General features: G+C 69.0%; 26 protein-coding genes and 1 pseudogene. 16 read left to right on the top strand and 11 right to left on the bottom strand.

The features are described from left to right. Positions 1-4: 4 nt before the first annotated feature. Positions 5-823, bottom strand: coding sequence for a CPBP family intramembrane glutamic endopeptidase (locus tag JWS13_RS22880; protein ID WP_206007587.1), 819 nt, complete (start codon positions 821-823; stop codon positions 5-7). 35 nt (positions 824-858) lie between these two features. Then, entirely contained in the window at positions 859-1623 is a 765-nt protein-coding gene (locus JWS13_RS22875; RefSeq protein ID WP_206007586.1) for a DUF2470 domain-containing protein, read from the bottom strand. Positions 1624-1737: 114 nt separating this feature from the next. Here JWS13_RS22875 and JWS13_RS22870 point away from each other — a divergent pair, with 114 nt between their 5' ends. From JWS13_RS22870 to JWS13_RS22855, 4 genes are all read left to right on the top strand, one after another. After that, positions 1738-2430 carry a hypothetical protein gene (locus JWS13_RS22870; RefSeq protein WP_206007585.1) on the top strand — a complete coding sequence of 231 codons (693 nt, stop codon included), beginning with the start codon at positions 1738-1740 and terminating at the stop codon, positions 2428-2430. A 55-nt stretch (positions 2431-2485) separates the two neighbouring features. Then, positions 2486-3403 carry a prephenate dehydratase gene (pheA, locus tag JWS13_RS22865; protein WP_206007584.1) on the top strand — a complete coding sequence of 306 codons (918 nt, stop codon included), beginning with the start codon at positions 2486-2488 and terminating at the stop codon, positions 3401-3403. Then, complete coding sequence (locus JWS13_RS22860) at positions 3400-4071, top strand: histidine phosphatase family protein (protein WP_206007583.1); 672 nt, start codon at positions 3400-3402, stop codon at positions 4069-4071. Before pheA ends, JWS13_RS22860 begins: the two co-directional genes overlap by 4 nt. A gap of 83 nt (positions 4072-4154) precedes the next feature. Then, entirely contained in the window at positions 4155-5558 is a 1404-nt protein-coding gene (locus tag JWS13_RS22855; RefSeq protein WP_206007582.1) for a lipase maturation factor family protein, read from the top strand. A gap of 1 nt (position 5559) precedes the next feature. Here JWS13_RS22855 and JWS13_RS22850 read toward each other — a convergent pair whose 3' ends face one another. From JWS13_RS22850 to JWS13_RS22830, 5 genes are all read right to left on the bottom strand, one after another. Continuing rightward, positions 5560-6354, bottom strand: a complete 795-nt coding sequence (locus JWS13_RS22850; protein ID WP_206007581.1) for an ESX secretion-associated protein EspG — start codon at positions 6352-6354, stop codon at positions 5560-5562. Further along, the gene (locus tag JWS13_RS22845) at positions 6351-7550 is read right to left on the bottom strand and encodes a PPE family protein (RefSeq protein ID WP_206007580.1); all 1200 of its coding nucleotides are present in this window, start codon (positions 7548-7550) and stop codon (positions 6351-6353) included. The genes JWS13_RS22850 and JWS13_RS22845 overlap by 4 nt, the downstream gene beginning before the upstream one ends. Before the next feature lie 34 nt (positions 7551-7584). Continuing rightward, positions 7585-7890 carry a PE family protein gene (locus tag JWS13_RS22840; RefSeq protein ID WP_087561195.1) on the bottom strand — a complete coding sequence of 102 codons (306 nt, stop codon included), beginning with the start codon at positions 7888-7890 and terminating at the stop codon, positions 7585-7587. Between the two features lie 150 nt (positions 7891-8040). Next, on the bottom strand, positions 8041-8391 hold the full coding sequence (locus JWS13_RS22835) for a metallopeptidase family protein (RefSeq protein ID WP_012691102.1): 351 nt from the start codon (positions 8389-8391) through the stop codon (positions 8041-8043). Position 8392: 1 nt separating this feature from the next. Beyond that, positions 8393-9499 (bottom strand): septum formation family protein, encoded by a 1107-nt coding sequence (locus JWS13_RS22830; protein ID WP_206007579.1) that lies wholly within the window; start codon positions 9497-9499, stop codon positions 8393-8395. A gap of 81 nt (positions 9500-9580) precedes the next feature. Here JWS13_RS22830 and JWS13_RS22825 point away from each other — a divergent pair, with 81 nt between their 5' ends. From JWS13_RS22825 to bfr, 4 genes are all read left to right on the top strand, one after another. Next, entirely contained in the window at positions 9581-10000 is a 420-nt protein-coding gene (locus tag JWS13_RS22825; RefSeq protein ID WP_124390709.1) for an ankyrin repeat domain-containing protein, read from the top strand. Between the two features lie 33 nt (positions 10001-10033). Then, on the top strand, positions 10034-11290 hold the full coding sequence (gene serS, locus JWS13_RS22820; protein WP_072938633.1) for a serine--tRNA ligase: 1257 nt from the start codon (positions 10034-10036) through the stop codon (positions 11288-11290). A 90-nt stretch (positions 11291-11380) separates the two neighbouring features. After that, on the top strand, positions 11381-11563 hold the full coding sequence (locus tag JWS13_RS22815) for a (2Fe-2S)-binding protein (RefSeq protein WP_206007578.1): 183 nt from the start codon (positions 11381-11383) through the stop codon (positions 11561-11563). Between the two features lie 90 nt (positions 11564-11653). Beyond that, on the top strand, positions 11654-12139 hold the full coding sequence (gene bfr / locus JWS13_RS22810; protein ID WP_072938629.1) for a bacterioferritin: 486 nt from the start codon (positions 11654-11656) through the stop codon (positions 12137-12139). Between the two features lie 78 nt (positions 12140-12217). Here the strand turns inward: bfr and JWS13_RS22805 are convergent, their stop codons facing one another. Then, positions 12218-13765 carry a Rieske 2Fe-2S domain-containing protein gene (locus JWS13_RS22805; RefSeq protein ID WP_206007577.1) on the bottom strand — a complete coding sequence of 516 codons (1548 nt, stop codon included), beginning with the start codon at positions 13763-13765 and terminating at the stop codon, positions 12218-12220. A 99-nt stretch (positions 13766-13864) separates the two neighbouring features. Then, positions 13865-14692, bottom strand: coding sequence for a hypothetical protein (locus JWS13_RS22800; protein WP_206007576.1), 828 nt, complete (start codon positions 14690-14692; stop codon positions 13865-13867). Between the two features lie 89 nt (positions 14693-14781). On the opposite strand from JWS13_RS22800, the gene JWS13_RS22795 reads away from it, so the two are divergent. From JWS13_RS22795 to JWS13_RS22785, 3 genes are read left to right on the top strand one after another with little or no spacing between them, the layout of a single operon-like run. After that, entirely contained in the window at positions 14782-15537 is a 756-nt protein-coding gene (locus JWS13_RS22795) for a lysophospholipid acyltransferase family protein (protein WP_124390707.1), read from the top strand. Between the two features lie 9 nt (positions 15538-15546). Then, positions 15547-16278 carry a lysophospholipid acyltransferase family protein gene (locus JWS13_RS22790; protein WP_420855017.1) on the top strand — a complete coding sequence of 244 codons (732 nt, stop codon included), beginning with the start codon at positions 15547-15549 and terminating at the stop codon, positions 16276-16278. 44 nt (positions 16279-16322) lie between these two features. Further along, positions 16323-17144 (top strand): Cof-type HAD-IIB family hydrolase, encoded by an 822-nt coding sequence (locus JWS13_RS22785; RefSeq protein ID WP_072938619.1) that lies wholly within the window; start codon positions 16323-16325, stop codon positions 17142-17144. A gap of 32 nt (positions 17145-17176) precedes the next feature. Here JWS13_RS22785 and JWS13_RS22780 read toward each other — a convergent pair whose 3' ends face one another. Next, positions 17177-19333, bottom strand: coding sequence for an N-acetylmuramoyl-L-alanine amidase (locus tag JWS13_RS22780; RefSeq protein WP_206007574.1), 2157 nt, complete (start codon positions 19331-19333; stop codon positions 17177-17179). 236 nt (positions 19334-19569) lie between these two features. Here JWS13_RS22780 and JWS13_RS22775 point away from each other — a divergent pair. Then, a pseudogene (locus JWS13_RS22775) lies at positions 19570-21147 on the top strand (SpoIID/LytB domain-containing protein); the annotation flags it as partial. Here JWS13_RS22775 and JWS13_RS22770 read toward each other — a convergent pair. Then, positions 21147-22271 (bottom strand): glycosyltransferase, encoded by a 1125-nt coding sequence (locus tag JWS13_RS22770; protein ID WP_206007572.1) that lies wholly within the window; start codon positions 22269-22271, stop codon positions 21147-21149. The pseudogene JWS13_RS22775 and the gene JWS13_RS22770 overlap by 1 nt on opposite strands. Positions 22272-22418: 147 nt before the next feature. Here JWS13_RS22770 and glf point away from each other — a divergent pair, with 147 nt between their 5' ends. Genes glf through JWS13_RS22750 form a run of 4 tightly spaced genes read left to right on the top strand, consistent with a single transcriptional unit; the run spans position 22419 to position 26950 of the window. Beyond that, positions 22419-23636, top strand: coding sequence for a UDP-galactopyranose mutase (glf, locus tag JWS13_RS22765; protein WP_206007571.1), 1218 nt, complete (start codon positions 22419-22421; stop codon positions 23634-23636). Further along, positions 23633-25549, top strand: coding sequence for a glycosyltransferase (locus JWS13_RS22760; protein ID WP_206007570.1), 1917 nt, complete (start codon positions 23633-23635; stop codon positions 25547-25549). The genes glf and JWS13_RS22760 overlap by 4 nt, the downstream gene beginning before the upstream one ends. Beyond that, positions 25530-26048 carry a phosphatase PAP2 family protein gene (locus JWS13_RS22755; protein WP_012691118.1) on the top strand — a complete coding sequence of 173 codons (519 nt, stop codon included), beginning with the start codon at positions 25530-25532 and terminating at the stop codon, positions 26046-26048. Before JWS13_RS22760 ends, JWS13_RS22755 begins: the two co-directional genes overlap by 20 nt. Next, complete coding sequence (locus JWS13_RS22750; RefSeq protein ID WP_072938605.1) at positions 26045-26950, top strand: decaprenyl-phosphate phosphoribosyltransferase; 906 nt, start codon at positions 26045-26047, stop codon at positions 26948-26950. Before JWS13_RS22755 ends, JWS13_RS22750 begins: the two co-directional genes overlap by 4 nt.

The following is a 26950-nucleotide window of genomic DNA, read 5'->3' as shown; positions in this document are numbered from 1 at the left end:
CGGATTACGGAATCCAGCCGACGTGCCCTCGCAGCGCGGCGTAGCCGACGAACGCGACCGAATCGATGGTGGCGTGCGCGATCACGAGAGGCCACAACCGTCCGGTCTTCTGCCAGTACCGGCCGAACACCAGACCCATCGCGACGTTGCCCAGCCCGCCGCCGAAGCCCTGGTAGAGGTGGTACGTCCCCCGCAGCACCGCCGACGCCAGCAGTGACGAATTTTCGCTCCACCCGAGTTGCCGCAGCCGGGTGATCAGATACGCGACGACAAGCACTTCCTCCGCGCCGGAGTTCGCGATCGCCCACAGGATCAGAGCGGGCAGGCGCCACCAGTGGTCCCCGATCGTGCTGGGGACGACGGTGAGGTTGGCGCCGATCGCCCGGGCCAGCAGGTAGAAGCCGAGCCCGGGCAGACCGATGAGCGCGGCCAGCCCGACACCGTGCGTCGCGTCGGGGCGCCAGCGGAACCGGCCGAGCCCGACGTCGCGCGGGCGGACACCGCTCCGCCACAGGAGATACAGCCCCAGGGCGGCCCACGAGAGGAGTTTCACGATGCCGAGCAGCTGCCGGGCGACGTCGATGATCTGGTTCTCGGCGCGGGCGACGTTGAGGGCGACGGCCTGGTCGGCCAGGTTGCCCGGCGTCAGCAGCGATTCGGTCAGCGACAGCAGTCCCGACAACCCGCTCGTCCCGAACGTGACGAGCAGGACGATCGTGATCTCGATCCACAGGGCGCGGCGCTCGGTGCCGGTGGCCACCGGGGCGGCCGGCTCGGGTGAGGCCGGCTGTAGCCAGGAGGTGAGCGTTGCGCGCGAGATCACGCCGCACACGCTAGCGTGCGGCGACGAAGGCCGGGTCAGCCGCGCGCGCGGAGTCCGTTCACGAACGGGCATCCCACCAGCAGCCGGATCGCCCTGCTCAGGGAGGCCGTGTCGTCGACCGGAGCGGAGAACGGCATCCAGATGTCGCGGTCGCCGTGTTCGTTCTCGACGCGCAGCCGCAGTCCGTACCGGTCGAGGCCCAGGGGGCGGACGCGTCCGCGCCGCATGTGCGGTGGAAGTTTGCGGGACAGCATGTCGATGAGGTCGCGGTGGTCTTCGTCGAGGTGCTGGAGCCAGGAGGTCTCCATCTCCCAGAACGGGTCGGGCCGGGCGGCGAGCAGATCGTCGAGGGCGACGGGTTCGGCGCCACTCGAATCGGCGACCACCGCCGATTCGAGGCGCAGTTGCAGCAGCGTCGCATCGTGCCCGACGTCGAGAAGTCCGGGGTGCGGGTATTCGGAGGCCACCTCGTCGGCGAGGGTGCGGGTGTGCGCCTCGCACAGCGCGTGGAGGGTGCCGCGCAGCCACACGAGCGACCGGACGGGCTCACGCAGCGCGAGCGGTGAGTTGTCGGTCAGTTCGAGCACGGCCGGGATGCCGCCGCCGCCGGCGAGCCAGGACAGCGTGGCGGCCGCCGACTCGGTGGGCACCGCGACGACGACGTCGCCGCTGGACCGCAGGTGGTGGACCGACGTGACGGTCGGTGCGCTGCCTTCGACGGCGAGTACCGCGTCCTGGGTCCGTGCGCACGAGCTACGCACACGCTCGGCGGTGGACGGACCGGTGGTCGTGACGGGCATGGAGCCTCCTTCAGGGTTCCGCGATACTGAGGTAACCCTAACCTAATGTGACGGAACCGGCGAGGCAAGACCCCGAAAAGATTCCGGTCCACGAGACGGGCATACGGTGGGACGGTGGCCATACCTCTCTCCCTCGGTGTCCCGCGCTCCCGCGGACCGCAGTCGTTGCTCGCGGATCTGCTCAGCGGGACCGGGGACACGAGCCCGGCCTCCGGCGGCGCATTCGGACCGCGGGTGGTCGCGGCGTCCGCGCTGCTCGACGCCGTCGGCACCGACGCCGGCCGCGTGATCGTGGGGCTCGACGTCGACCCGGCCGTTCTCCGCACCCGCGAGCAGGCCTCCTACGAGGCCGTCCGCTTCCACCTCGACTGCCCGGCGGCCCAGCTCGGCGACGCGGTCGCGCTGCGGCTGCCGTCCCCGCTCGCCGTGTTCGTCACCGCGGACGGCAGCGACGACGGAGGCCTGGCCGAGACAGCGCAGCACCTCGCGGACGCCGGCCGCATCCCCGGACTCGCGAGCGGGCACTCCATCGGCGAGGTCGCCGACTTCCTCGCCGTCCTCGCGCACGCCGACGTCGGATACGTGGCGCGGGCCCGTGACACCGCCGAGGTGCTCGCGCTGCTGTCGGGGACGGTCGCGTCGCTCCGCGGCGACGACGTGCGGGCGGCGCTCGCGACCCCGGATCCCACCAGGCTCACCTCGCTGATCCCCGAGGCCGCGGAGGCTGTCCGGGAGGTGCTGCTCGGGGTCGAGGTCGACGACCCGGTGCTCGTCGCCCGTGAGCTGGCGGACGCGGGTCTGCGGTAAAACATTCACCGTCAATGCGCCGGACCGTCAACGCTCGGTGCGTAATCTCGTAGTCGTGCCAAAGATCGCGTATTTCGGACCGTCGGGAACCTTCACGGAGATGGCGCTCGCCCAGCTCGAGGCCGAGGGTGCCTTCGACGGGCCCGTCGAACGGGTGGCCGCGACGAGCCCGCCCGCCACCCTGGCCATGGTGCGGGACGGCGTCGTCGACGGCGCCGTCGTTCCCATCGAGAGCTCCGTCGAGGGGGCCGTGGTGCCCACCCTGGACACGCTCGCGCTGGGCGACCGCCTGCAGATCGTGGCCGAGACCGAACTCGACGTGGCGTTCACGATCCTCGGCGGGGCGGGCATCGAGCGGCTCGACCAGGTGCGGACCGTGCGGGCTTACCCGGTGGCGGCCGGTCAGGTGCGAATCTGGCTGGAGGAGAACTGCCCCGAAGCCCAACTCCAGACGGCATCCTCCAACGCCGGCGCCGCCGAGGACGTGGCGAACGGCCTCGCCGACGCCGCCGTGTCCACCGCACTCGCCGGCGAACGGCTCGGGCTGCGCAGCCTCGCCGACGGGGTCGCCGACGAGAAGAGCGCCCGCACCCGATTCGTTCTGGTCACCGCGCCCACCCGGGTGCCCGCCCGCACCGGCGGCGACCGCACCTCCGCCGTCCTCGAACCCCACAACACACCCGGCTCCCTCGTCAGTGTGCTCTCCGAGTTCGCGACGCGCGGAATCGATCTCATCCGCATCGAATCGCGCCCCGTGCGCACCACCCCCGGCCTGTACCGCTTCTTCGTCGACTGCATCGGGCACATCGACGACCCGCTCGTCGCCGAGGCGTTCCGTGCGCTGCACCGGAAGTCGCACGTGCGGTTCCTCGGTTCCTGGCCCGCCGCCAACCCGAGCGGCCCGCCCCCGCCGTCCGACGGAGACGCGGCGGACTGGATCGAACGAATCCGTCGGGGAGAGAGGGAATCGTGAGCGGCAAGCTGATCCTGGTCCGGCACGGGCAGACCGAGGCGAACGTCGAGCGCAGGCTCGACACGAGGCTGCCCGGCGCCCGGCTGACACCCGAAGGGCTCTCCCAGGCGGAGCGGCTCGGTAACGACCTCGCCGCGCAGGCGACGACGGCCGCCCTCGTGTCCTCGCAGGCGCTGCGCGCCCGGCAGACGGCGCGGTTCGTGGAACTGGCGTCGGGGATCGCCGTCCAGGTGCGGGAAGGACTGCACGAGGCGCAGGCCGGCGAACTCGAGGACCGCAGCGACGAGGAGTCGCACAAGCTGTTCATGAAGACGTTCCACCTGTGGCACACCGGCGAACTGGACGCCCGGGTTCCCGGCGGGGAATCCGCCAACGACATCCTCGACCGGTACGTCCCGGTGGTGGACTCCCTGCGCGAGCAGTACCTCGACGACCCGGCGGCCTCGGGCGACGTCGTGCTGGTCAGCCATGGCGCCGCCATCCGGCTCGTGGCAGCACAACTCGCCGGGGTGCCGGGGTTGTTCGCCGCCAACAATCACCTGGCCAACACCCAGACGGTGGAGTTGACCCCGCTCGCGGGCGGCGGCTGGGAGTGCGTGCGCTGGGGAACCGTGGAGCCGCCGTTCGAGCACCGGGTGATCCCCGGCGCCGACGACCCGATGGGGTGACAACAGCGACCTGATCGCCGCCGGTCGGCGTCGTTGCGCGTACCCCGGGGTTGCGCGACGATGGAGGAAACCGTCCTCGAGGAGTGACGGCGGTGGATTGGTTCGTTGGCGAAAACTATTCGCTCGGTCGGCTGCTCGTCACCGAGGGGCTCGCCGCGATCTACCTCGTCGCGTTCCTGGCCGCGAGAAACCAGTTCCGGCCGCTCGTCGGCAGCACCGGGATGCTGCCCATCCCGAGGTTCCTCCGTGCCGTCCCGTTCACGCGTTCGCCGAGCATCTTCCACCTGCACTACTCGGACCGGTTCTTCGAGGGGATCTGCTGGACCGGCGCCGGGCTGTCCCTCGCCGCGCTGCTCGGTCTGACGCAGGTCGTCCCGCTCGCCGTGTGCATGCTCGTGTGGTTCGCCCTGTGGGTGCTCTACCTGTCGATCGTCAACGTCTCCCAGCTCTGGTACAGCTTCGGCTGGGAGTCGCTGCTGCTCGAAGCGGGTTTCCTGGCGATCTTCCTCGGCAACGCGTCGGTCGGGCCGCCGATCCTGGTGCTGCTCATGCTGAGGTGGTTGCTGTTCCGCCTCGAATTCGGGGCCGGGCTGATCAAGATGCGCGGCGACCGATGCTGGAAGAAGCTCACCTGCCTGTACTACCACCACGAAACCCAGCCCATGCCCGGACCGTTCAGCTGGTACTTCCACCGGCTGCCGAAGCCGCTGCACCGCGTGGAGGTACTCGGCAACCACTTCGCTCAGCTGGTGGTGCCGTTCGGGCTGTTCGCGCCGCAACCGGTCGCCGCCGTCGCCGCGACGATCATGATCGTCACCCAGCTGTGGCTGGTGGCGAGCGGCAACTTCTCGTGGCTGAACTGGACGACCATCGTTCTCGGCCTGTCCGTCGTCCCCGACAGCGTGTACGAGGCGGTGCTGCCCCTCGACGTCCCGGCGGGCAGCGACTCGGCGCCCGTCCCGTTCGCTGCGCTGGTGATCGCGGTGACCGCGCTCGTCGTCGTGTTGAGCTACTGGCCGATTCGCAACCTGATCTCCCACGGGCAGCGCATGAATGCGTCGTTCAACAAATGGCACTTCGTCAACACGTACGGCGCGTTCGGCAGCATCACCCGGGTGCGGTACGAGGTGATCGTGGAGGGCACGTCCGACGCCCACCTCGGCGTGCATTCCGAGTGGAAGGAGTACGGCTTCAAGGGGAAACCGGGCGACGTCAACCGGCGACCGCGCCAGTTCGCGCCGTATCACCTACGGCTCGACTGGCTGCTCTGGTTCACCGCGATATCGCCCGGCTACGCCGAACCGTGGTTCCGGGGATTCGTCGAGCGGCTGCTACGCAACGACGCGGACACCCTGAAGTTGTTGCAGTACAACCCGTTCCCGGATCAGCCGCCGAAACACGTGCGTGCCCGCATGTACCGGTACGAGTTCACCACCTGGAAGGAACGCCGCGAGACCGGTGCGTGGTGGAAGCGGCAACCCGTGTAGGTCAGCGGAGCCGGTCGGCCAGCGACTCCAGCGCCTGCCGCAGGCGTTGCGGGGTGCCGGGGCTGAGCGACGACCACGCCACCCCGTGCGCGGACACACTGGACGTGCCGACGATGCGCCCGGCCCCTGTGTCGAACACCGTGACGGGGCCGCCCACCGGATCGTATTGCCCATCGCCGTAGACGATTCCGACGATCTCGGCGTACGTGGTGCAGCCGGCCATCGCGTTGCCCAGTACGGTCGCGTCGACCGCGGGCACACCGAGCGCGGCGAGCGCGGCCGCGAGCGACTTGCCGTCCCCGCCCTGATCGAAGGCCTCGCCGAGCGAGGCGGTGGGTGCGTTGACGACGCCGACGTTCATCGGTTCCACCGCCCCCAGCGCGCCGATCACCGGCGCGAAGATGTCGGCGCCCGCATCCTGGACGACGTACGTGTCGCCGGCCCGCAGGGCCAGCACCGACAGTGCCTCGCCCTGGGAGACGCACAGTCTCGAGATGCTGCCGTCGACGTACCAGCGCAGGGCGATCTCCCACAACGGCCGGGCCAGAACCCGCAGTCGGTCGGCGAGTTCGGGGTGGACCTCGCCGCCCGGGAGCAGATCCCGGGCGGCGAGGGTGCCTGCGGCGCCGCGGAACGCGGCGTCCCTGGCGTCGTACGTGTCGTACCGCGGGGTGGCGTCGAGCACCACAGGCAGCACGTCGAGCGCGAGCGTGTCGACGAGATAATCCATTTCGTCGAGGCTCAGGGTCACCGCCGGCAGGGTCGGTACGCCCGGCTGGGTGCCCAGGTCGATCACCGTCCGGACTCCCGGTGGTCGGGGTTCGCGCCGATGACCGAGGGGATGACCGTGCGTCCGTCCGAGAAGTGCTCGAAGTTCTTCAGGTAGTCGGGGGTCTCCCGCTCGTCGTCGTCCTGTGAACCGCCCGCGCCCGCCCCGCGACCGACCGACATCGGTCCGTTGCCGGTGCCGCCGCGCGCCGCCGCGGCCGGGTTCACGTCGGCGCGGACGTCTCCGATCACCCCGCCGGGTGCGGCCGCCGGTGCGCCGGGCCGTGCACCCTGGCCGCCGTCGGCCCGGCCCCAGCCCTCGGGCAGCGTCGCCCCGCCTGCCGCGCCGGCCGCGATGCCACCAACGGAGGTGCGGGCCGCCGCCGCGGCACTGGTCGACGCGGAACCGCCGCCGTACGAGCCACCGGACAGCATCGGCGCACCACCCATCATCGGGGCGGCGCCGCCACCGGTGACCGCGGACAACGCCGCGCCACCGATGTTGCTCGCCGCCGACGTGGCGGTGGAGACGGTGGTGCCCGCGATGCTGCCGACCTGCGACGCGGCCGTGGTGACGGCCGGATTCTGGCCCACGGCCATCACAGCGGCCGCGGCAGCGCGCGTCGGATCGAATTCACCGTCGGACGGGATTTCGTCGAAACTCCCGACCTCCTTCGAATCGGCCTTGGTGACGATCCGAGGGGGCTGCCGATAGGTGCGTTTCAGCGCCAGGATGTTCGACGCGGCCTCGTAACCCTCCATCACGAGCCCCGCGCGGATGTCCATCGCACGGTCGGCGGCCTCCGCGGCCGCAGCGGTGCCGTTGAGCGCGCCACCCGTCGTGTACGCGGTGGCCTTCGCGGTCTTCACGGCGACGATCTCGGGAATGCTCGGCATGATCAGCGCGGCGGTGGTGTACGCGCCCGCTTCGAGGCCCGCCTTCGCGGCCGTGTCCGCGGCGAGTTCCGCGCATTCGGCCGTCCACACCGTGAACGGCGTGATCTTCGCGAGTGCCGCGACCGCGGACACACCCTGCCAGCCGGCCGCGAGTTCGGCCATCACACGGACCAGCGTGAGGTTGGCGTCGACGAAGCTGGTGGACAGCGCCGTCCACGCCGCACTCGCCACGCTCAGCGGCACCGGTCCCGCGCCCGCGATGAGCGTGGTCGAGTTGACGGTTGCCCCGCGGGGCAACCAGATGACACCTGTCAGTCCCATGGTCATGTCTGATCTCCTGGTGGTTTCGAGGCGCCGGCCGTCACATGCCCGCGGCGAGGGTCGCGCCGAGCGCGACGTCCTCGGCGACATACAACGCGGCCTGGGTGCGGAGCGTGTTCGCGGTCTCGCGCATCTCGAGGATGCCCTGCGCGACAGCGGGGGTGAACGTGCTTGCGACGGTGTTGAAATAACCGGCCGCGTGCAGGGACACCTCTTCGCTCCCGGAGGGGAGCACGCGGATGGCTGCGGAGCTGAGAGCGACCGCTGTCTCGAGACGCGCCGCGAGCGCGTCGAGTTCCACGGCGGCGGCGACGAGCGCTTCAGGTGCGACGTGCAGATCTGGCATGTGCGTCGAACTCCTTCTGACCTAGGCAGGCGGAAGGCAGTTGCCCCCCGGCAAACGAACTGCATGTGCAGCTGTCCCTACACACTTGGACGCCGCACCGCGCTCTTCGGTTCCCCCCGATCCCGAGAAATTTCTTCTCGGGAAAACCGTTCATCCCCAGCCGAGCTCGTGCAAGCGATCTTCTTCTATCCCGAAGTAGTGCGCAACCTCGTGTATGACGGTTACGGCTACCTCGTGGACGACTTCCTCCTCCGAACTGCAGATTTCGAGGAGGGCGTCGCGATAGACGGTAATCGTATCGGGCAGCGATCCGCCGTAATGACTGTCCCGTTCCGTCAGAGCGATCCCGTGGTAGAGGCCCAGCAGATACGGGTCCTCGTCGTTGCGGTCGTCGACCAGGACGACGACGTTGTCGATCGCGGCCGCGAGCTGGGGTGGGATCAGATCGAGTGCGTCGCCCACCAATTCCTCGAATCGGCCGGGCGTCATGCTCACCGCCACATCAGTTCCCGGGGGGCGGGGCCGCGCCGGGGAGCGGCGTCGGCATCGACCTGCCCTCCGGGACCGGCGGCGGAGGCACGGGTGCCGCGCCGTTGATGAGTATCTCGCCCTTCGCCGACCCGGTGATGGTCGAGAAGCCGCCCGCGTCGGTCTCCTTGCCGACCGAGCAGTTCACCCGCCGGCTGCCCGCGAGCCAGCTGTCGAGTTCCAGGTTGTCCCAGAACAGCGTGAGCGTCTTGTTCCGCAGCGCGTCGGCGGAACCGAGGTATTCGTTGGCGGCCTGCGTGCACACGCCCTCGAGATACTTGTCCTGATCCTCGACGGACGGCATCGACGACGGGAACTGGGTGGCCAGGTCGACGACGGAGATCACTTCGAAGGCATGGGGTTGCGCGCAGTCGACGGGATCGGTCGGCACGTTCTGGTTGATGCCGATGCACGTGCCCGGGTCCCAGATGTTGGATTGGTCCTGCTCGGCGACCTTCCCGGTGAACGGCAGCAACGTTCCTGCCGTGCTGGAGAATTGGAGGCCGCACCGCAGGGTGCGTTCGCCCGCCGCCCAGCCGGACTCGCTGGGGAACATCAGGCCCACACTGAACTTGCCGTACGGATCGAACTTCGCGCCGAGGTAGGAGTCGACGGCGGGCACGCAGTGCTCGTCCCGCAGCGCGGCGAACCGCAGCGCACCCGGGTAACGCGAACCGGGACCGAACTCGGCCCCCGGGTACACGCTGAGATCCAGCGGTGCCGTCACCTCGAACCGGTGCTCGTCCGCGCAGTCGACCTTCGCGACGTCCTTCCGGTCTTCCTGGGGGTCGGTCGACGGCGTCCAGTCGAGGCAGTCGCCCGCCGTCGCCGAAGAGAACGCGTCGCCCTCCGCCGAACCCGTCGCCTGCGGTCCGGCACCGGTCGAGTGCGTGGGGAGGTTGTCGCTGCGGTTGAAACCGCCGGCGATCGCGAACGTGGCGATCGCCGCCACCACGGCACCTGCCGCGACGGCCGCGAGCGCGCGACGCGTCGTGGTCGCGGACATGCTGCGGGGAGCCTTCTCCGGTTGCCCGGCATTCTGCGGCTGGGGGTCGGCGCCGTTCGACTGATCTGAGGACATCGATTTCCATAATGCCCGTTCCGATCGAGGAAGCAGAACAACTCCCGCAATCGGCTCGAACCCGGCGTAACTTCGATCACCATGAGTGACGACTCTCAACGCTCCGCCGAACCGGTGGATCCCGAACTGCAGGAGCTCGCCGGGCGCGTGTTCGACACGGCACGATCCGGCGACGCCGTGTCCCTAGCCACGTACCTCGACGCGGGCGTCCCGGTGAACCTGGCCAATCAGAACGGCGACACGCTGGTGATGCTGGCGGCCTACCACGGCCACGCCGAGGCCGTGCAGGTCCTGATCGACCGCGGGGCCGACGTCGACCGGCTCAACGACAAGGGACAGTCGCCGCTGGCAGGGGCGCTGTTCAAGGGCGAGGACGCCGTGGTGCGGGCCCTCGTCGCCGGTGGCGCCGACGGCACGGCGGGCCATCCGACCGCCGTCGACGCCGCCCGGATGTTCGGCCGCGAGGACCTGCTGAGCCTGCTGGAACCGAAACCGGAGTGAGCCGCTCCGCGGCGCCCGGTAGGGTTTGAAGCCGTGATTGACCTGAAGTTCCTCCGCGAGAACCCCGACGCCGTCCGCGAATCGCAGCGCACCCGTGGCGAAGATCCCGCCCTGGTCGACGCGCTGCTCGAGGCCGACGCGTCCCGTCGTGCCGCCGTTCTCGCCGGCGACAACCTGCGTGCCGAGCAGAAGGCGTTCGGCAAGAAGGTCGGGCAGGCGTCCCCGGAGGAGCGTCCGGCGCTGCTCGAGGGATCCAAGGAGCTCGCGGCCAAGGTGAAGCAGGCCGAGGCCGAGCAGCACGAGGCGCAGGCCGCGCTCGACGCCGCGCACCGGGCGATCTCCAACGTCGTGCAGGACGGCGCTCCCGCGGGCGGTGAGGACGACTTCGTCACCCTCGAGACGGTCGGGGAGATTCCCGCGTTCGACTTCGAACCCAAGGACCACCTCGAGCTGGGTGAGTCGCTGGGCCTGATCGACATGGAGCGCGGCGCGAAGGTCTCGGGCGCCCGCTTCTACTTCCTCACCGGCTTCGGCGCCATGCTGCAGCTGGGAATGCTGCAGCTGGCCGCGCAGAAGGCGATGGCCAACGGCTTCCAGATGATGATCCCGCCGGTGCTGGTGCGACCGGAGATCATGGCGGGAACCGGGTTCCTCGGCGCGCATGCGGACGAGATCTACCACCTCGCCGACGACGACCTCTACCTCGTCGGCACGTCCGAGGTCCCGCTGGCCGGGTACCACTCGGGGGAGATCCTCGACCTCGCCGACGGCCCCAAGCGGTACGCCGGCTGGTCGACGTGTTTCCGTCGCGAGGCGGGCAGCTACGGCAAGGACACCCGCGGCATCATCCGGGTGCACCAGTTCGACAAGGTGGAGATGTTCACCTACTGCAAGCCGGAGGACGCCGACGCCGAGCACCAGCGTCTGCTCGCGTGGGAGCGCGACATGCTCGCTGCCATCGACGTGCCGTACCGCGTGATCGACGTGGCCGGCGGCGACCTGGGGTCGTCGGCGGCCCGCAAGTTCGACTGCGAGGCCTGGGTGCCGACGCAGCAGGCGTACCGGGAGCTCACGTCGACGTCCAACTGCACGACGTTCCAGGCACGTCGTCTCGGGGTGCGGTACCGCGACGAGAACGGGAAGCCGCAGACGGCCGCGACCCTCAACGGCACCCTCGCCACCACTCGGTGGATCGTGGCCATCCTGGAGAACCACCAGCAGTCCGACGGCACCGTGCGGGTGCCGGAGGCGCTCGTGCCGTTCGTCGGGACGGATGTTCTGAAACCGTGACGCGCTTTCCTGAGATTTTGGGAAGGCTACCCTTGCGCGAACGGCAGAATGATGTAACCCTTACCTAATCTCGTTGGTAAGGAGCTCCACATGTTCGTGTGCATCTGCAAGGCCGTGACGGAAGACGAAGTGCATGAGCACTGTGCCGCCGGGGCCGACAGCGCGGATGCGATCGGCGAGCGTTGCGGCGCCGGCTGGGGATGTGGAACCTGCGTAGATCGGTTGAAGGAGATTCTGGGCGAGCGGACGCCCGTCGGCAGCACGGCCGCGTGACGAATCTGCAGCACAACTGAATCCCGCGATTCGCCTCACAGGCGTATAGCCAGTGGTACGTTCGCCTCAACCGGGGCGAACGGAGAAGTCATGCGTGGCGACGACGAGATCATTGCTCTCCTCAACGAACAGTTGACCAGTGAGCTGACCGCGATCAACCAGTACTTCCTGCACTCGAAGATGCAAGCCAATTGGGGCTTCACGAAACTCGCGGACAAGACTCGCGCGGAGTCCATCGAAGAGATGACTCACGCCGAGATTCTCACCGACCGAATCCTGTTTCTCGAAGCGCTTCCGAACTATCAGAAGCTGCTGCCGCTGCGCATCGGGCAGGACCTGCGCGAGCAGTTCCACTCCGACCTCTCCATCGAAGTCGAGGTCGTCGAACGCCTGCGTCCGGGCATCCAGATGTGCCGCGAGAAGGGCGATGCCACGTCGGCGAAGCTGCTCGAGGGGATCCTCAAGGAAGAAGAGGATCACATCGACTACCTGGAGACGCAGATCGAGCTGATGGATAAGATGGGCGACCAGCTCTACATGGCCCAGCTCGTCGATCAGCCGCCGACCGTCGGCTAGACCGGGTGACACCCGCCGCCGGGTGAACGTACCTTTCGACGCCTCGGGTGCGCCGAAGGGTACGTTCGCCCGGCGCGGTCAGAGCTTGGTGGACCGCAGCTCGTGTCCCTTGGACGTCTTGCAGCGCCCCGACTCGAGGTCCCACTGCCAGCCGTGCAGGTTGCAGGTGAGGTTGGTGCCGTCGACGACGCCGAACTTCGACAGGTCGGCCTTCAGGTGCGGGCAGCGGCGCTGGATCTCGTAACCGCCGAGTTCGATCGACGCGGAGTCGTCGTGGGCCTCGGCGAACCAGCCGTCGGCGTACGCGATGCGCTCGTCGGTGAGGCACTTGAAGAACGTGTAGAGGAACTCGTTGTACCCGCCGACACGCCACGCCTCGAAGCGGGTGGACAGAAAGATGGTGTTCACCCAGTCGGGCTCGTCGTCGCGCAGCACCGTGCGCACCAGTTCGGGGGCGATGCGGAAGCCGTACCGGTACTTGCCGTCCTTCTCGCCGCGCGGGCGGACGGTGCGCGCCGGGAAGTCGAGGACGACGGTCTCGTCGCCCATCACCAGGCCGACGGGGTAGCCGATGCCGTCGCAGATCAGGTCGGACTGCTTCATGATCGGCTCGAACTTCGCCTTCAGCGCCTCGAGCAGCGGTTCCCCCTCGGCGGGTGCCCAGGTGGCCTTCTCGGCGGCGAGGACCGGCGCCATCCGCTGCGCCATGCTCTCGATGTACGCGGCCTTCTCGGAGAAGATCTTGTCGACCTCGGCGTCCGGGATCGGGTGCGTGAGCGTCAGCTCGCCGCCCTTCAGGTCCGCGGTGGACCCCGGGATCATGAGGATGCCGCCGTCGTTGCCGTGGATCCGCATCTGCTCGAGGAACGTGATCTGGTCGGGGAAGATGTTGCCCTCGTCGCCCCGGTCGTCGTTGAGGTAGCGCAGTGCGTCGTCGAGGAACACCGGCGGTCCGGCGGACGGCACCACCCACGTGGCCGCAACCTGCTCGATGTAACTGCGGCAGCGGTCCATGCCGCGCTGACGCTTCTGCTTGCCGAAGTTGGCCTTCGTCTTGGTCGGGATGTCGTACACCATCGGGTACCAGATGGCCCCCGAGTACTGCAGCAGGTGGATGTCGATCTGGCCGAACTCGTCGTGCAGGACGTCCATGTCGACGGGCCGGGCGTCGTTCATGTTGAAACAGGTGGTTTCGCCGTCGGACACCACGAGACCCGAGTCGCCGATCGGACCGTCGGCGGGCGCACGCAGCGCGATGATCATGATGTCCAGGTCGCCTTTGGGGCCGGTGACCGTGTGTTTGACGGAGTCCTCGGTCTCGAAGAACTTGTGGAAGCCCAGCGCCTCGAGCTCACGCCTGAGGTCCGGCACCGGATAGTCGGGGAGCAGCACCGTCGCGTCCTTGTCGACGTGCTTGGCGAGGTTCTCCGGGTCGAAGTGGTCCTTGTGCAGGTGCGACACGTACAGGTAGTCGCAGTTGCCGAGGGTGTCCCAATCGAGCTGGGTGTTGTCCGGGAACGGGAACCAGGACCCGAAGTACGCGGGGTTGACCCACGGGTCGCACAGGATCGAGCCTGCCTCGGTCTGGATGTGGAATCCGGCGTGTCCGACGCTGGTGACCTGCACTGGTATGCCTCCTGGGAGCTGAGCGACTGTTCCAGGGTAGGCGTTCCCCCCAGGTGAGTGACAATGCGCGCTCCAGCACACCGTGCCACTCACGTGGGGTCAGGTCACTTCGCCCAGGCAATAACCGTCGGGTCCGATGGACAGCGTGATCTGCTTGGTGACGGTCACCCCGGACACGTCGGTGACCGGAACGGACACGTCCAGGTAGTCGCCGCGGACGGGGGTGGCGGTCATCGCGTCGGCGGCAAACGCGGTGGTCCCGGCCAGGACGTCCGGGTCGAGCCGGAGCGGTGGCCGGCCGCCTGCGCCCGTGCCCGCCGGATCCCACGGGCTCAGGCCGGGGCAGATCAGCGGGTAGGCGGTCTCGGTGTCCGCCCTGTTCACCGGTGCCCCGGACTCCCGCGACAGGAATCGGGTGACGGCGTATTCGGCGTCGGCGGGGGTGTAGAAGTCGACGGTCCCGGCGGGGTGGACGTGCGGGCAGGCGTAGCCGGACGCGATCTCGCTGCGTTTGACGGACACCGTGGTGCCGCCGCCCGTCCACGACACCGCGAACTGCCCGTCGAGGCCGGGTTGCGCGAGCGCCCCGAGGATCGCGGCCGTGTCGGCGTACTGGTCGGCGGCCTGGGCGGCCGGCAGAGTCCAGCATTTCGCGGGGACGGCGGCGGGCCGGATGACCAGGTCGGTGGCCCAGGCACGGACGGCGTCCACCGCTGCGGGGTTGCCGGGCACCTCGCCGACGACCACCTGCGGCACAGGGGCCGGCGGCGCCGTGGTCGTGGGCTCGGCCGCGGAGGTGGGCGCGGACATCGTGTCGGCCGGGGGCTCCTCCGTCGGAATGCCGGACTGCGAATCGCACGCCGCCCCCGCCCCGAGAATCACCGCGACGACCGGCGCGATGAGCGCCCTCCTGCCCCTGCCACCCATCTCCAGCGCGCCCTTTCTCTCGACTCCCCACCGAATGTCCGTCCCCGACGGCGGGCCAGATCGCGGATACCCGGCTACGCTAGCCGATTGTGGAACCCGTCTACCGAACCGTCATCGGCATCGCCCGCACCGTATTCACCCTCGAGGGGCTGAAGTTCACGGTCAAGGGTGATCAGCACATTCCGGCGACGGGTGGGGCGGTGATCGCGATCAATCACACCGGCTACATGGACTTCACCTACGCCGGACTTCCGGTCCGCAGCGTGAAGCGCTACGTGCGCTTCATGGCGAAGAAGGAAGTGTTCGACAACAAGATCTCGGGCCCGATCATGCGCGCGCTCAAGCACATTCCCGTCGACCGGTCGGCGGGCTCGGATTCGTACAAGGCGGCCGTCGACTTCCTGCGTCGCGGCGAACTGGTGGGCGTCTACCCGGAGGCCACCATCAGCCGGAGCTTCGAGATCAAGGAATTCAAGTCGGGTGCCGCCCGCATGGCGATCGAGGCGAACGTGCCGATCGTCCCGATGGTCATCTGGGGTGCGCAGCGGGTGTGGACCAAGGGGTTCCCGAAGCGGCTGGGCCGCACGAATACTCCCATCTCGATCGCCGTCGGTGAGCCGATCCAGCCGTTCGAGCCCGCATCCGAGCTGACCGAGAAGCTGCACGCCACGATGACAGCGATGCTCGCCGACCTCCAGCAGGGGTACGAGCACCCGGCCGGCGAGTACTGGGTGCCCGCGCGGCTCGGGGGCAGCGCGCCGACGCTCGACGAGGCGAACAAGATGGACGCCGCCGACGCCGAGGCGAAGGCGCAGTCCCGTCGGGCCAGGGAGACCGGTAGCTAGACGGTGGCGGTGGAGCCTGTCTACACGGCCGTCGAGTCGGCGGCCAAGGCGTTGTCCCTGTTCCAGGGGCTGAGGATGACCCGGGTCGGCCTGGACAACATTCCCGCCGAGGGCGGCGCCGTACTCGCGGTCAATCACACCGGGTACCTGGATTTCGTCCAGTTGGCGCTGGCCGTCGGCGCGGTGGACCGCAAACTGCGGCTCATGGCCAAGGCCGAACTGGCGAACAACAAGGTGATGGCGTTCCTGATGCGCGGATGCGGCGTCATCCCCGTCGACCGGACCGCGGGAGCGGGCGCCTACCTCGCCGCGGTGGAGCGACTGCGCGAGGGCGAACTGGTGGGCGTGTACCCGGAGGCGACCATCAGCCGGAGCTTCGAGATCAAGGAACTGAAGTCGGGTGCGGCGCGCATGGCCCTCGACGCCGGGGTGCCGATCGTGCCCGTCATCGTGTGGGGTGCCCAGCGGATCGCCACGAAGGGCCGACCGAAAAGTCTTGGGCGGCATCGGTTCCCCGTGACCGTCGAGGTGGGACGGCCGATCGGGCCGCGCGAACCCGCGGACGCCCTCACCGAAACCCTGCACAAGGAGATGGACGCGATCCTGCGCCGGGTGCAGGACGGATTCGACCACCCGGCGGGTGCGGACTGGGTGCCCCGGCGCCTCGGCGGCAGCGCGCCCACCATCGAGGAGGCCGCCGAGATGGACCGCCGCGAGGCAGAGGAACGCCGGTCCCGGTAACGGCCGCCCGGCGGCGTCGCCGGCCCGGCAGGCAGAATGGCTGGGTGAGCCCAGACCGACCGAGCCTTGTAGCGTCCGATGTCGACGGCACCCTGATCGGGGAGGACGAGCGCATCAGCGCCCGCACCCGGGACGCCGTCGCGTCGGTCGTCGCGTCGGGGACACCCTTCGTGCTGGCCACCGGCAGGCCGCCGCGCTGGATCCATCCCGTGGTCGAGGGCCTCGGCTACGCGCCGCTCGCCGTCTGCGCGAACGGCGCCGTCATCTACGACAGCGACAGCGACCGCGTGCTCAGTGCCGCGACCCTCGACGTGGACACCCTCACCTGGTTGTCGGCGATCGCCCTCGACGTGCTGCCCGGTGCCGGGCTCGCGGCCGAGCGGGTCGGGGTCAGCGCCCACGACGCCGCGACACCGCAGTTCGTCAGTTCTCCCGGCTACCAGCACGCCTGGCTCAACCCGGACAACACCGAGATGTCCGAGAACGAGGTCGTCGCGGCCCCCGCGGTGAAGTTGCTGATCCGGGTGCCGGAAATGTCCAGTCAGGCGATGGTCGACGCGCTGGCGCCGCACATCGGGCGCCGCGCCGACGTCACGTTCTCCACCGACAACGGGCTGATCGAACTGTCGGCGGCGGGCATCACGAAGGCGTCGGGTCTCGCGCTGGTCGCGGAACGGCTCGGCGTGACGGCGTCGCAGATCGTGGCGTTCGGTGACATGCCCAACGACATTCCGATGCTGAACCTCGCGGGCCGCGGTGTCGCCGTCGAGAACGCCCACCCCGACGCCAAGGCCGCCGCCGACGAGGTGACGGCCACCAACTGGGACGACGGGGTCGCGAAAGTACTCGAGCGCTGGTGGTCCTGAGACCACCAGCGCCCGAGAGGGGGTAAATCCGGTCAGCCGGCCGGAACCGGTGCCGGCTCGACGGGAGCAGGCGCGGGAGCCGGTTCGGGCGCAGGCGCCGGTTCAGTAGCAGGAGCCGGTGCGGGCTCGGCGGGGGCCGGCGGAATCTGTGCCGGGTCCGCGGGCGGTGCGACGGGAGCCGCGGCGTCGACCCGGGCGCCGTTCTTGTAGGCCTCCGCGTACGTGTCGTTGTACGTCTTCAACACCTTGGTGACGATGCCGGTGAGCTCGTTGAAGATCAGCGAGCCGTTCTCGAAGTCGGTGCGCAGACCGCCCGGGATCGTGTACTCGTCGCTGGTCGGCAGGCCCAGTTCGCCGTTGTCGGCCCCGAGGTTCTGCCACGTCTTGAAGATCTGGCCGAGGACCGCCCACACGCCGCCGTTGGGTGAGGTGAAGATGGCGCCGTTGGCGAACTCTGCGCCGGAGTTCCCGGCCTTGGCCTGCAGTAGTCCGGTGATGGCCTGGCCGAGCCTGCCGGTGTCGCCGCCTTCCGCGACCCACTTCTGGGCGACCGGCGATGGATCGGTGAGCCGCAGCAGTTCGTTGACCAGGGCGGGGATCCCGGCGCCGAGGCTGCCGCTGGCGTCGGTGCCCGGACCGCCGGACGGCGCCGGGGCCTCACCCGAGGGTGCGTCCGAGGCCTGTGAGGCGTTGCCGCCGCTGAGGTTGGCGGCCGCGATCTGCCGGATCTCGTCCATGTGCGAGTACGCCGCGTCGCCCGGGCAGGACGTGTTGCCGACGTCGCGGTGCGCGAAGATCACCGGCAGGTCGACGGCCTCACCCTCCGCGTACGGGGTGAACTCGGTGCCCTCGGAGTACATCGTCGTCTCGCCGAGCGGGTCGAGTCCGGCCTTGCCGAGCTTCCAGCCGAGGAACTTGCCGACGGCGTCGAGCGTGGCCTGCGGCGGGTCCTCGGACGAGAAGTCGCCCATCATCGCGACGCCGGTGGTGTTCTCGTTGAACCCGCCCGCGTGTGCGCCCTGGACGGGACGGTCGAGACCGCCTGCGCGGCCCTCGAAGATCTGGCCGTATTTGTCGACCAGCGCGTTGTAGCCGATGTCGCACCAGCCGAGCGTCTGCGCGTGGTACGCGTAGATCGCGCGGACGATCTCGGCCGATTCGGCCTTCGAGTAGTCGTTGGCGCCCGCGGTGTGGTGCACGGTGGCACCGCCGATGAAGTCGTCGTAGTCGGGGTCCTGGCAGCGGATCGACTCGTCCGCGCCCCACTGCTGGCGGCTGATGACCTTCGGGCCGCCGCTGTCGAGCGGGCTCGCGATGTCGCTGAGTGTGGAGTCGCCGGGGCCGCTGCCCGGTTCGATGAGCACGGCGGTGACGTCGTCGGCGCCCGCGCGGGCAGGCTGCTGTCGCAGTGGCGTGTTGACGGCGGCGGGGGTGTACCCGAGCGGCGCGGCCCCGTCGGCGGCGGGCGCCGGTGCGGGAGCGGGGGCTTCGGGTGCCGGGGCGGGCGCGGGAGCGGGAGCGGGGACCGCGTCGGGTGCGCCTGCCGAAGTGGGGGTCAGGATCTGGATCGCCTTCGTCAGCCCGACGTAGACGGGTTCGGTGGCGACCTTGCCGTCCGACGCGGTCTTGTCGGTGCGGCGGGTGTCGATCATGTCGGGGGAGACCCACTGTCCCCACGTTCCGTCGGCCTGCAGCGCACGGACCTTCGACTCCGCGGACGCGAGGGTTTCGGACGTGAGCGCCACCATGCTGAACGGGGTGTCGCGGGACAGTTCCTTGACGATCGCGCCGGGTTGCTGATCGGCCGGGGGCAGGATCGCGGGGTCGGAGACGTCACCCGGGGCGGGGATTTTCAGCGGGATCTGCAGGCTGGGGATCTGGATTCCGCCGGGGAGTTGCACGTTGCTGGGGATGTGGAGGTACGGCGGGATCTTCAGGTTCCGGAGGTCGCCGATGTTCACGTCCGGCAGGTTCAGCCCGGTCAGTTCCTTGAGCGGAATCACGATGTCCGGGATCTGCGACAGCACTACCTGCGCGATCTCGGTGGACACGGCGGAGTTGGAGGTTTCGTTCGTGGATCGGACGTCCGAGGGTGCGCTACTGATGCCGTAGACCGCAACGGGACTTGCGACAGCCAGCGCGGCGACAGCCCCGAGGACGATCGAGGGCTTCGGTCGACGGTGCGGCAAGGGGGACTCTCCTCAGTTGTAGTTTCCTGCGAGCGACCTCGCGTGTCTGCAACTTGTGATGCTCATGTGACGGAAGAGACTGTTGTTGCTAACTCCAATCACTCTTGCCACACTAGTCACACAGGTCCATAACGCTCAACCTTACATTGAGACTTTATCCCGAATTTCTCGGACCCGCTGAGACGAGGTGCACGCCCCGTCTCGGCGCTCGTTGTTCAGCGATGAGGAGTGCAGTGATGGCGAAGACCGAATTCGGGGTTCGTGCAGGTAGACCTGCCTGGACTCGCAGGAGGCGGTACATCGCGGGCCCTCCCGCCCCGCGCGGGTTCAGGGCCACACTTCTGCGCGCGTCGGCGCTCGGTATCGCACCCGTCCTCGTCGTCGGCGCCGTCACCGGCGTCGTCGTGCAGGTGCGCTCCTCGGGCCAGGACGTCCGGGAAACCGTCGCCTCCGACGCGCCGTTCACACTCTCCGGACACGGCAACGGCCACGGCCGCGGGATGGGTCAGTGGGGCGCCTACGGATACGCGAAGGATCAGGGGTGGGCGGCCGAGCGCATCCTCGGCCACTACTACGGCGGCACCACGCTCGGCACCCTCGCCGACGCACAGATCAGCGTCCGGCTGCAGGCGCGCGACGACCAGCCGCTCGACGTCTACTCCGACGCCGGCGCGGTCGTCGCAGGCAAGCCAGTCGGACCGGGCGAGGCCGTCCACCTGACCCCGACAGCGGACGGCGGCGCCAACGTCGTCGTCACCCGCGGATGTGCCGGCGACGTCCTGTGGCAGGACGCCACCGACCACCCGTGGGTCGACCCGATCGACCTCGCCCCGGACCGTCCCGCGAACGAGCACCTCAAGCTGTGCGCCGGTGACACCCCCTACCGCGGTGCCCTCGGGGTCGCGCTCGACGGCGCCGCCGTGCGCACCGTCAACGTCGTCGACATGGACGACTACCTGCTGGGCGTGGTGCCCGCCGAGGCGAAGGCCGGCTGGGCCGACACCGGTGGGGCCGAGGCGCTTCGGGCGCAGGCCGTCGCGGCCCGCTCCTACGCCGCCGCCGAAAATCGGGAAGAGTACGCGAAGACCTGCGACACCCAGAGCTGCCAGGTCTACGGCGGTTCCTCGAAGGAGGACCCCCGGACCACGGACGCCGTCCGCTCCACCAAGGGCATGATCCTGACGAAGGACAACAAGCCCGTCGCTGCCGAATTCTCCTCGTCCACAGGCGGATACACCGCGGGCGGCGAGTTCCCGGCCGTCGAGGACCAGGGCGACACGGTGTCGCCGAACCACGACTGGGTGGTGACCCTCACCGCGGGCGACATCGCGTCCGCGTTCAACGTCGGCGAACTCGAATCGTTCGAGGTGGTCACGCGCAACAACTTCGGGGTCGACGGCGGACGCGTCACCGGCGTGAAGGTGGTCGGAACGTCGGGGACCGCCGAGGCGACCGGCGCCGAGGCGCGGGCCAAGCTGAAGCTCAAGTCCGACTGGTTCACGCTCGGTGACGGACTCGCGGTGCCGGCGCCGCCTGCCGTCCCCGGCGAACCCGATCCGTCCATCCTCGCTTCCGCGGGCGAGGACGAGGACACCGTCGGTACCACCGAGGGTTCGCCGATCGCCGAGAAGTACAAGGAGCTCGGCGGCGTCAACAGCACACTCGGCGCGCCGATCGGTCCCGAGATGATGCTGCCGTCGGAGGCGGGCAAGTTCCGGATGTTCACCAACGGAACCATCATCTGGACCAAGAAACTGGGAGCGCAGGTGATCGACGCCAGCGTGCTCCGCGAGTGGCTCCCGACCGGTGGCAGTTAAACGGAAGACAGGGGAGCGGACCCCTCGAGCACGGCGAGCATCCCGTCGACGGACTCGGCCCAGCCGAAGTCCTCGGCCCGCCGCCGGGCCGACGCCCGGCGGGTGCGCGAGGGGATCTCGAGGATGCCGCTCACCGCTTCGGCGAACGCCGGACCCCGGTCCCGGGCCAGGGCGCCGCACCCGGGTGTGATGATCTCGGCGAGAGCCGACGACTGTGACGCGACCACCGGGGTGCCCGCTGCCAGCGACTCGAGCGCCGACAGGCAGAACGTCTCGTGCGGTCCGGGCGCCAGCGACACGTCCGCCGAGGCGAACAACGACGCCAGGCGGCCCTTGTCGCTGATGAACCCGGTGAAGTGCACGGGGAGCCCCCGGGCTCGGTACTGCAGCGCGTCGCGCCGGGGGCCGTCGCCGGCGATGACTAGCCGGGCGTCATGCCCCTGCCGGCGCAACAGCCGGACGGCGTCGATGCTGCGCTCCACCTGCTTCTCCACCGACAACCGGCCGCAGTGCAGGAGGAAACGCTGTGCCGGATCGGCGAAGGAGTCGCGCATCACCTGGTCGTGTTTGCCGGGGTGGAACATCGCGAGGTCGACGCCGAGCGGGACCCGGTGCAGGTTGGGGGCCCCGATCCGGGTGAACTCCTCGCTCGCGAAGTCCGTCGTGCAGACGACGGCGTCGTAGTTGCCCGCCATCCGGCGGTTCGCGACGTCGGCCCAGCCGCGGGCCACGCGCCGGGGAGCGAACTGGCCGAGCAGCCGGTCGAGGCGCTCGTGTGACACGACGACACTGCGTACTCCGCGGGCGCGGGCCCAGCCCCCGAAACCGCGCAGCGTCAGCCGGTCGGACACCTCCAGGACGTCCGGTCCGAGACCGGTGACGACTTCGGCCACCCGGCGCGGATCGACGACGCGATAACCCCCGGTCCACGGGATGGTCGGGGCGGACCGGGTGATCCGCAGGACCCCGCTCGGCAGCAGCTCCTCGCAGTCCCGCTGACCTGGGACGACGAGGATAACCTCGTGTCCGCGTTCGACGTACCCCTGACCCCAGTTGTGGAGGGCGGTGCGGAGCCCACCCGACCGCGGTCCGTAGAAGTTCGCCAGCTGGACGATGCGCACCCGCTCATGAAGCGCGATCGCCGCGTCGGCGGGAACAACGAGGTCTGCAGAACCGGTGAATACAGGGAGAACTCCTCGTGCGTGCCGAAGGGGTCCCTGCACCCCTTGGCCGCGCACAGGTCGCGGAGTCGCTTACCCTGGTTCATCGTGACCGCTGCAACCCCAGAGACAACCGCCCCTGGCCGGTACGACCTCATCGTCGTCGGCTCCGGATTTTTCGGACTGACCGTCGCCGAGCGTGCAGCAACACAGCTGGGTAAGCGTGTGCTGGTGCTCGACCGCCGTCATCACCTGGGCGGAAACGCCTATTCGGAGGCCGAGCCCGAGACCGGCATCGAGATCCACAAGTACGGAGCGCACCTGTTCCACACCTCGAACAAGAGGGTGTGGGACTACGTCACCCAGTTCACCGAATTCACGAACTACCAGCACCGGGTGTTCGCGCTGCACAAGGGCCAGGCGTACCAGTTCCCGATGGGTCTGGGTCTGGTGTCGCAGTTCTTCGGGCGCTACTTCACCCCGGACGAGGCGCGGAAGCTGATCGCCGAACAGTCCTCCGAGATCGACTCCAAGGAGGCGTCGAACCTGGAGGAGAAGGCGATCTCCCTGATCGGCCGGCCGCTGTACGAGGCGTTCGTGCGCGACTACACCGCCAAGCAGTGGCAGACGGACCCGAAGAATCTGCCCGCGGGCAACATCACCCGCCTGCCGGTGCGGTACACGTTCGACAACCGCTACTTCAACGACACGTACGAGGGCCTGCCCGTCGACGGCTACACCGCGTGGCTCGAGAACATGGCGAAGGACCCGAAGATCGAGGTCCGGCTGGAGACCGACTGGTTCGACGTCCGCGACGACCTGCGCGCCGAGAGCCCCGACGCCCCCGTCGTCTACACGGGCCCCCTCGACCGCTACTTCGACTACTCCGAGGGCGAGCTGGGCTGGCGCACCCTCGACTTCGAGACCGAGGTGCTCGAGACCGGCGACTTCCAGGGAACGCCGGTCATGAACTACAACGACGCCGACGTGCCCTTCACCCGGATCCACGAGTTCCGCCACTTCCACCCGGAGCGGGACTACCCGAAGGACAAGACGGTCATCATGCGGGAGTTCTCGCGGTTCGCGGAGAGCAAGGACGAGCCGTACTACCCGATCAACACCCCGGACGACCGCGCGATGCTCGCCGCCTACCGCGACCGCGCGAAGGAGGAGATGTCCGCGAACAAGGTCCTGTTCGGCGGCCGTCTCGGCACCTACCAGTACCTGGACATGCACATGGCGATCGCCAGCGCGCTGTCGATGTTCGACAACTCCCTGCGTCCGCATTTCGAATCCGGTGCGGACCTGGTGGGGGAGGCCGAATGAGCGCCCGGCACCTGCTCGAATCGGAGAAGGTCACCGAGGACGCGCCACTTCTCGGCAAGTCGCTGCTGCAGCGGGTGATCCTGCCGCGCGCCGGTGAACCGCTGGACGTGCGCACCCTCTACCTGGAGGAGGCGAAGACCAACAGCCGCCGCGCGCATTCGCTGTCGCGGACGTCGCTGTCGGTCGGCGCCGAGTCGGAGGCGTCGTTCTGCACCTACTTCAACGCGTTCCCGGCCAGCTACTGGCGCCGGTGGAGCACGCTGAACTCCGTCGTGCTGCGGCTCGAACTGTCGGGGCACTGCCGCATCGACGTGTACCGGTCGAAGGCCGATTCTTCGCGCATCCACGTCGAGGGGCGCGAGTTCCAGGACGGCGACGCCGCCCTCGAGTTCGAGATCGAGTTGGCACCGTTCGAGGACGGTGGCTGGATCTGGTTCGATATCACCAGTGACACCGAGGTCGTGCTGGAGAGCGCAGGCTGGTACGCGCCGGTCGACGCCCCCGGTGCGGCCACCGTCGCCGTCGGCATCCCCACGTTCAACCGGCCCACCGACTGCGTCAAGGCGCTGACGGCGCTGGCGTCCGACGAACTCGTCATGGACGTGGTCAAGGCCGTCATCATCCCGGACCAGGGCACCCGCAAGGTCAAGGACGAGCCCGGCTTCACGGAGGCCGCGGAGGCACTCGGCGACCGGCTGGCCATGCACGACCAGGCGAACCTCGGCGGGTCCGGCGGCTACAGCCGGATCATGTACGAGGCGCTGAAGACCACCGACTGCCAGCACATCCTGTTCATGGACGACGACATCGAGATCGAGCCCGACTCGATCCTCCGCGCGCTGGCCATGTCCCGGTTCGCGAAGTCGCCGATGCTCGTCGGCGGGCAGATGCTCAACCTCCAGGAGCGCAGCCACCTGCACTCGATGGGCGAGGTCGTCGACCGCAGCATCTTCATGTGGACGGCCGCCCCGAACGTCGAGTACGACCACGACTTCTCCCGCTACCCGCTGAGCGACCGCGAGAACTCCCGCCTGCTGCACCGCCGCATCGACGTCGACTACAACGGCTGGTGGATGTGCATGATCCCGCGGCAGGCCGCCGAGGAACTCGGTCAGCCGCTGCCGCTGTTCATCAAATGGGACGACGCCGAATACGGTCTGCGCGCCCGCGCCGCCGGCTACCCGACCGTCACCATGCCCGGTGCCGCGATCTGGCACATGGCGTGGAGTGACAAGGACGACGCCATCGACTGGCAGGCGTACTTCCACCTGCGGAACCGTCTCGTCGTCGCGTCGCTGCACATGCCCGGCAACGGCCGCGGCCTCGTGATCAACACGGTCAAGGCCACGATCAAGCACCTGCTGTGCCTCGAATACTCGACGGTCGCGATCCAGAACCAGGCGATCGCCGACTTCCTGCAGGGCCCCGAGCACATCTTCGAACTGCTCCCCACCGCGCTCGGCAACGTCCACGCGATGCGCAAGGAGTACCCGGACGCCGTGGTCGTGCCGTCGTCGACGGACCTGCCGCTGCCCTCGGGCGCCGAGGTCGGCGCCGTCGGTGAGCCCCGCAACCCGCTCGCGAAGATCGTGCGACTCGGCAAGGGACTCGTCCACAACGTCAGGCCGGCCCACGAGGAACACCACGAGCGTCCGCAGCTCAACGTGCCCACCCTCGACGCGCGGTGGTTCCTGTTGTCCCAGGTGGACGGTGTCACCGTCACCACCGCGGACGGCCGTGGAGTCGTCTACCGCAAGCGCAACCCCAAGCTCGCGCTCGCGCTGCTGAAGGAAGCGATCCGGCTGCGCCGCGAACTGGCCCAGCGATTCCCCGAACTCAAGCGCGAGTACCAGGACGCCGTTCCTGCCCTGACCAGCAAGGAGAGGTGGGAACGTGTCTTCGGCATCCAGTGAGATCCAGATCCTGCAGACCGTCCAGTCGACGATCGCGAGCCGTCCCGGCGTCGTCTCGACCGCACGGGGCATGTCCCACTTCGGTGAGCACGCCCTCGGATGGGTGGCCGTCGCCGGCATCGGCGCGGCACTCGACAAGCCCCGCCGCCGGCAGTGGGCGGGCGTCGCCGTGGGTGCCGTCGGCGCCCACGCGGCCTCGATCGTGATCAAACGCATCGTCCGCCGCCCGCGGCCGAACGACCCGTCGATCCAGGTCAACGTGTCGACGCCCAGCAAATTGAGCTTCCCGTCCTCGCATGCGACATCCACCACAGCGGCTGCCGTGCTGCTCGGCCGACTCACCGGGCTACCCTTGCCTGCGTTGTTGGTACCGCCGATGCTGCTTTCCCGGCTCGTTCTGGGAGTGCACTACCCGACCGATGTGCTCGCCGGATCTGCCCTGGGGGCCGCCTCCGCGGTCGCGGTGCTGAAGGCCGAGCAGAAGTTTGGAGAAAAATGAGCGAGGAACCGGCTGTCGTCACCGGACCCCCGACATCCCTGGCGGCTGGCATCGTCAAGGCCGTCCGCCCGCGTCAGTGGGTCAAGAACGTCCTGGTCCTCGCAGCTCCCGTCGCCGCGGGCACGGCGACGGAATCCGCCGTCCTGCTTCCCGTCGCACTCGCCTTCGTGGTGTTCTGCATGGCAGCGTCCGGCATCTACCTCGTCAACGACGCGATGGACGTCGAAGCGGACCGTGCGCACCCCACCAAGCGATTCCGCCCCATCGCGGCCGGTGTGCTGCCCGTCAACCTGGCGTTCGCGATGGCCGTCGTGCTGCTCGGCGGCTCGATCGCCCTGTCGTTCCTCGCGAACTGGCAGCTCGCGGTCGTGATGGCCGTCTACATCGGCATCCAGCTGGCGTACTGCTTCGGCCTCAAACATCAGGCCGTCCTCGACATCTGCATCGTCTCGTCCGGGTTCCTGCTGCGCGCCATCGCCGGCGGTGTGGCCGCCGAGATCGCGCTGTCGCAGTGGTTCCTGCTGGTCATGGCATTCGGTTCGCTGTTCATGGCGGCCGGTAAGCGGTACGCCGAACTGCAGCTCGCCGAGCGCACCGGCGCGAAGATCCGCAAGTCCCTCGAGAACTACACCACCACGTACCTGCGGTTCGTTTGGACGCTGAGCGCTACCGCGGTCGTGCTCTGCTACGGGCTGTGGGCGTTCCAGCAGGACGACCTGAAGGGCACCAACTGGTACGCCATCTCCATGGTGCCGTTCACGATCGCGATCCTGCGCTACGCCGTGGACGTCGACGGCGGTGAGGCGGGGGAGCCCGAGGAGATCGCGCTGGGCGACCGTGTGCTCCAACTTCTCGCGATTGCCTGGATCGGAGTGGTGGGTGTCGCTGTCTACCTCGTCTGA

It is taken from the genome of Rhodococcus pseudokoreensis (assembly GCF_017068395.1).
In the GTDB taxonomy this organism is placed as follows: Bacteria; Actinomycetota; Actinomycetes; order Mycobacteriales; family Mycobacteriaceae; genus Rhodococcus_F; species Rhodococcus_F pseudokoreensis.
The sequence above is the reverse complement of the archived record's forward strand: the minus strand, read 5'-3'. Positions and strand labels throughout refer to the sequence as shown.

What these genes read in the sequence shown, in the direction of transcription:
- JWS13_RS22875 (WP_206007586.1), bottom strand. Translation starts at nt 1,623, where the DNA reads ATGCCCGTCACGACCACCGGTCCGTCCACCGCCGAGCGTGTGCGTAGC.
- JWS13_RS22845 (WP_206007580.1), bottom strand. Translation starts at nt 7,550, where the DNA reads ATGACCATGGGACTGACAGGTGTCATCTGGTTGCCCCGCGGGGCAACC.
- JWS13_RS22840 (WP_087561195.1), bottom strand. Translation starts at nt 7,890, where the DNA reads ATGCCAGATCTGCACGTCGCACCTGAAGCGCTCGTCGCCGCCGCCGTG.
- JWS13_RS22830 (WP_206007579.1), bottom strand. Translation starts at nt 9,499, where the DNA reads ATGTCCTCAGATCAGTCGAACGGCGCCGACCCCCAGCCGCAGAATGCC.
- JWS13_RS22825 (WP_124390709.1), top strand. Translation starts at nt 9,581, where the DNA reads ATGAGTGACGACTCTCAACGCTCCGCCGAACCGGTGGATCCCGAACTG.
- JWS13_RS22815 (WP_206007578.1), top strand. Translation starts at nt 11,381, where the DNA reads ATGTTCGTGTGCATCTGCAAGGCCGTGACGGAAGACGAAGTGCATGAG.
- bfr (WP_072938629.1), top strand. Translation starts at nt 11,654, where the DNA reads ATGCGTGGCGACGACGAGATCATTGCTCTCCTCAACGAACAGTTGACC.
- JWS13_RS22800 (WP_206007576.1), bottom strand. Translation starts at nt 14,692, where the DNA reads ATGGGTGGCAGGGGCAGGAGGGCGCTCATCGCGCCGGTCGTCGCGGTG.
- JWS13_RS22760 (WP_206007570.1), top strand. Translation starts at nt 23,633, where the DNA reads ATGAGCGCCCGGCACCTGCTCGAATCGGAGAAGGTCACCGAGGACGCG.
- JWS13_RS22750 (WP_072938605.1), top strand. Translation starts at nt 26,045, where the DNA reads ATGAGCGAGGAACCGGCTGTCGTCACCGGACCCCCGACATCCCTGGCG.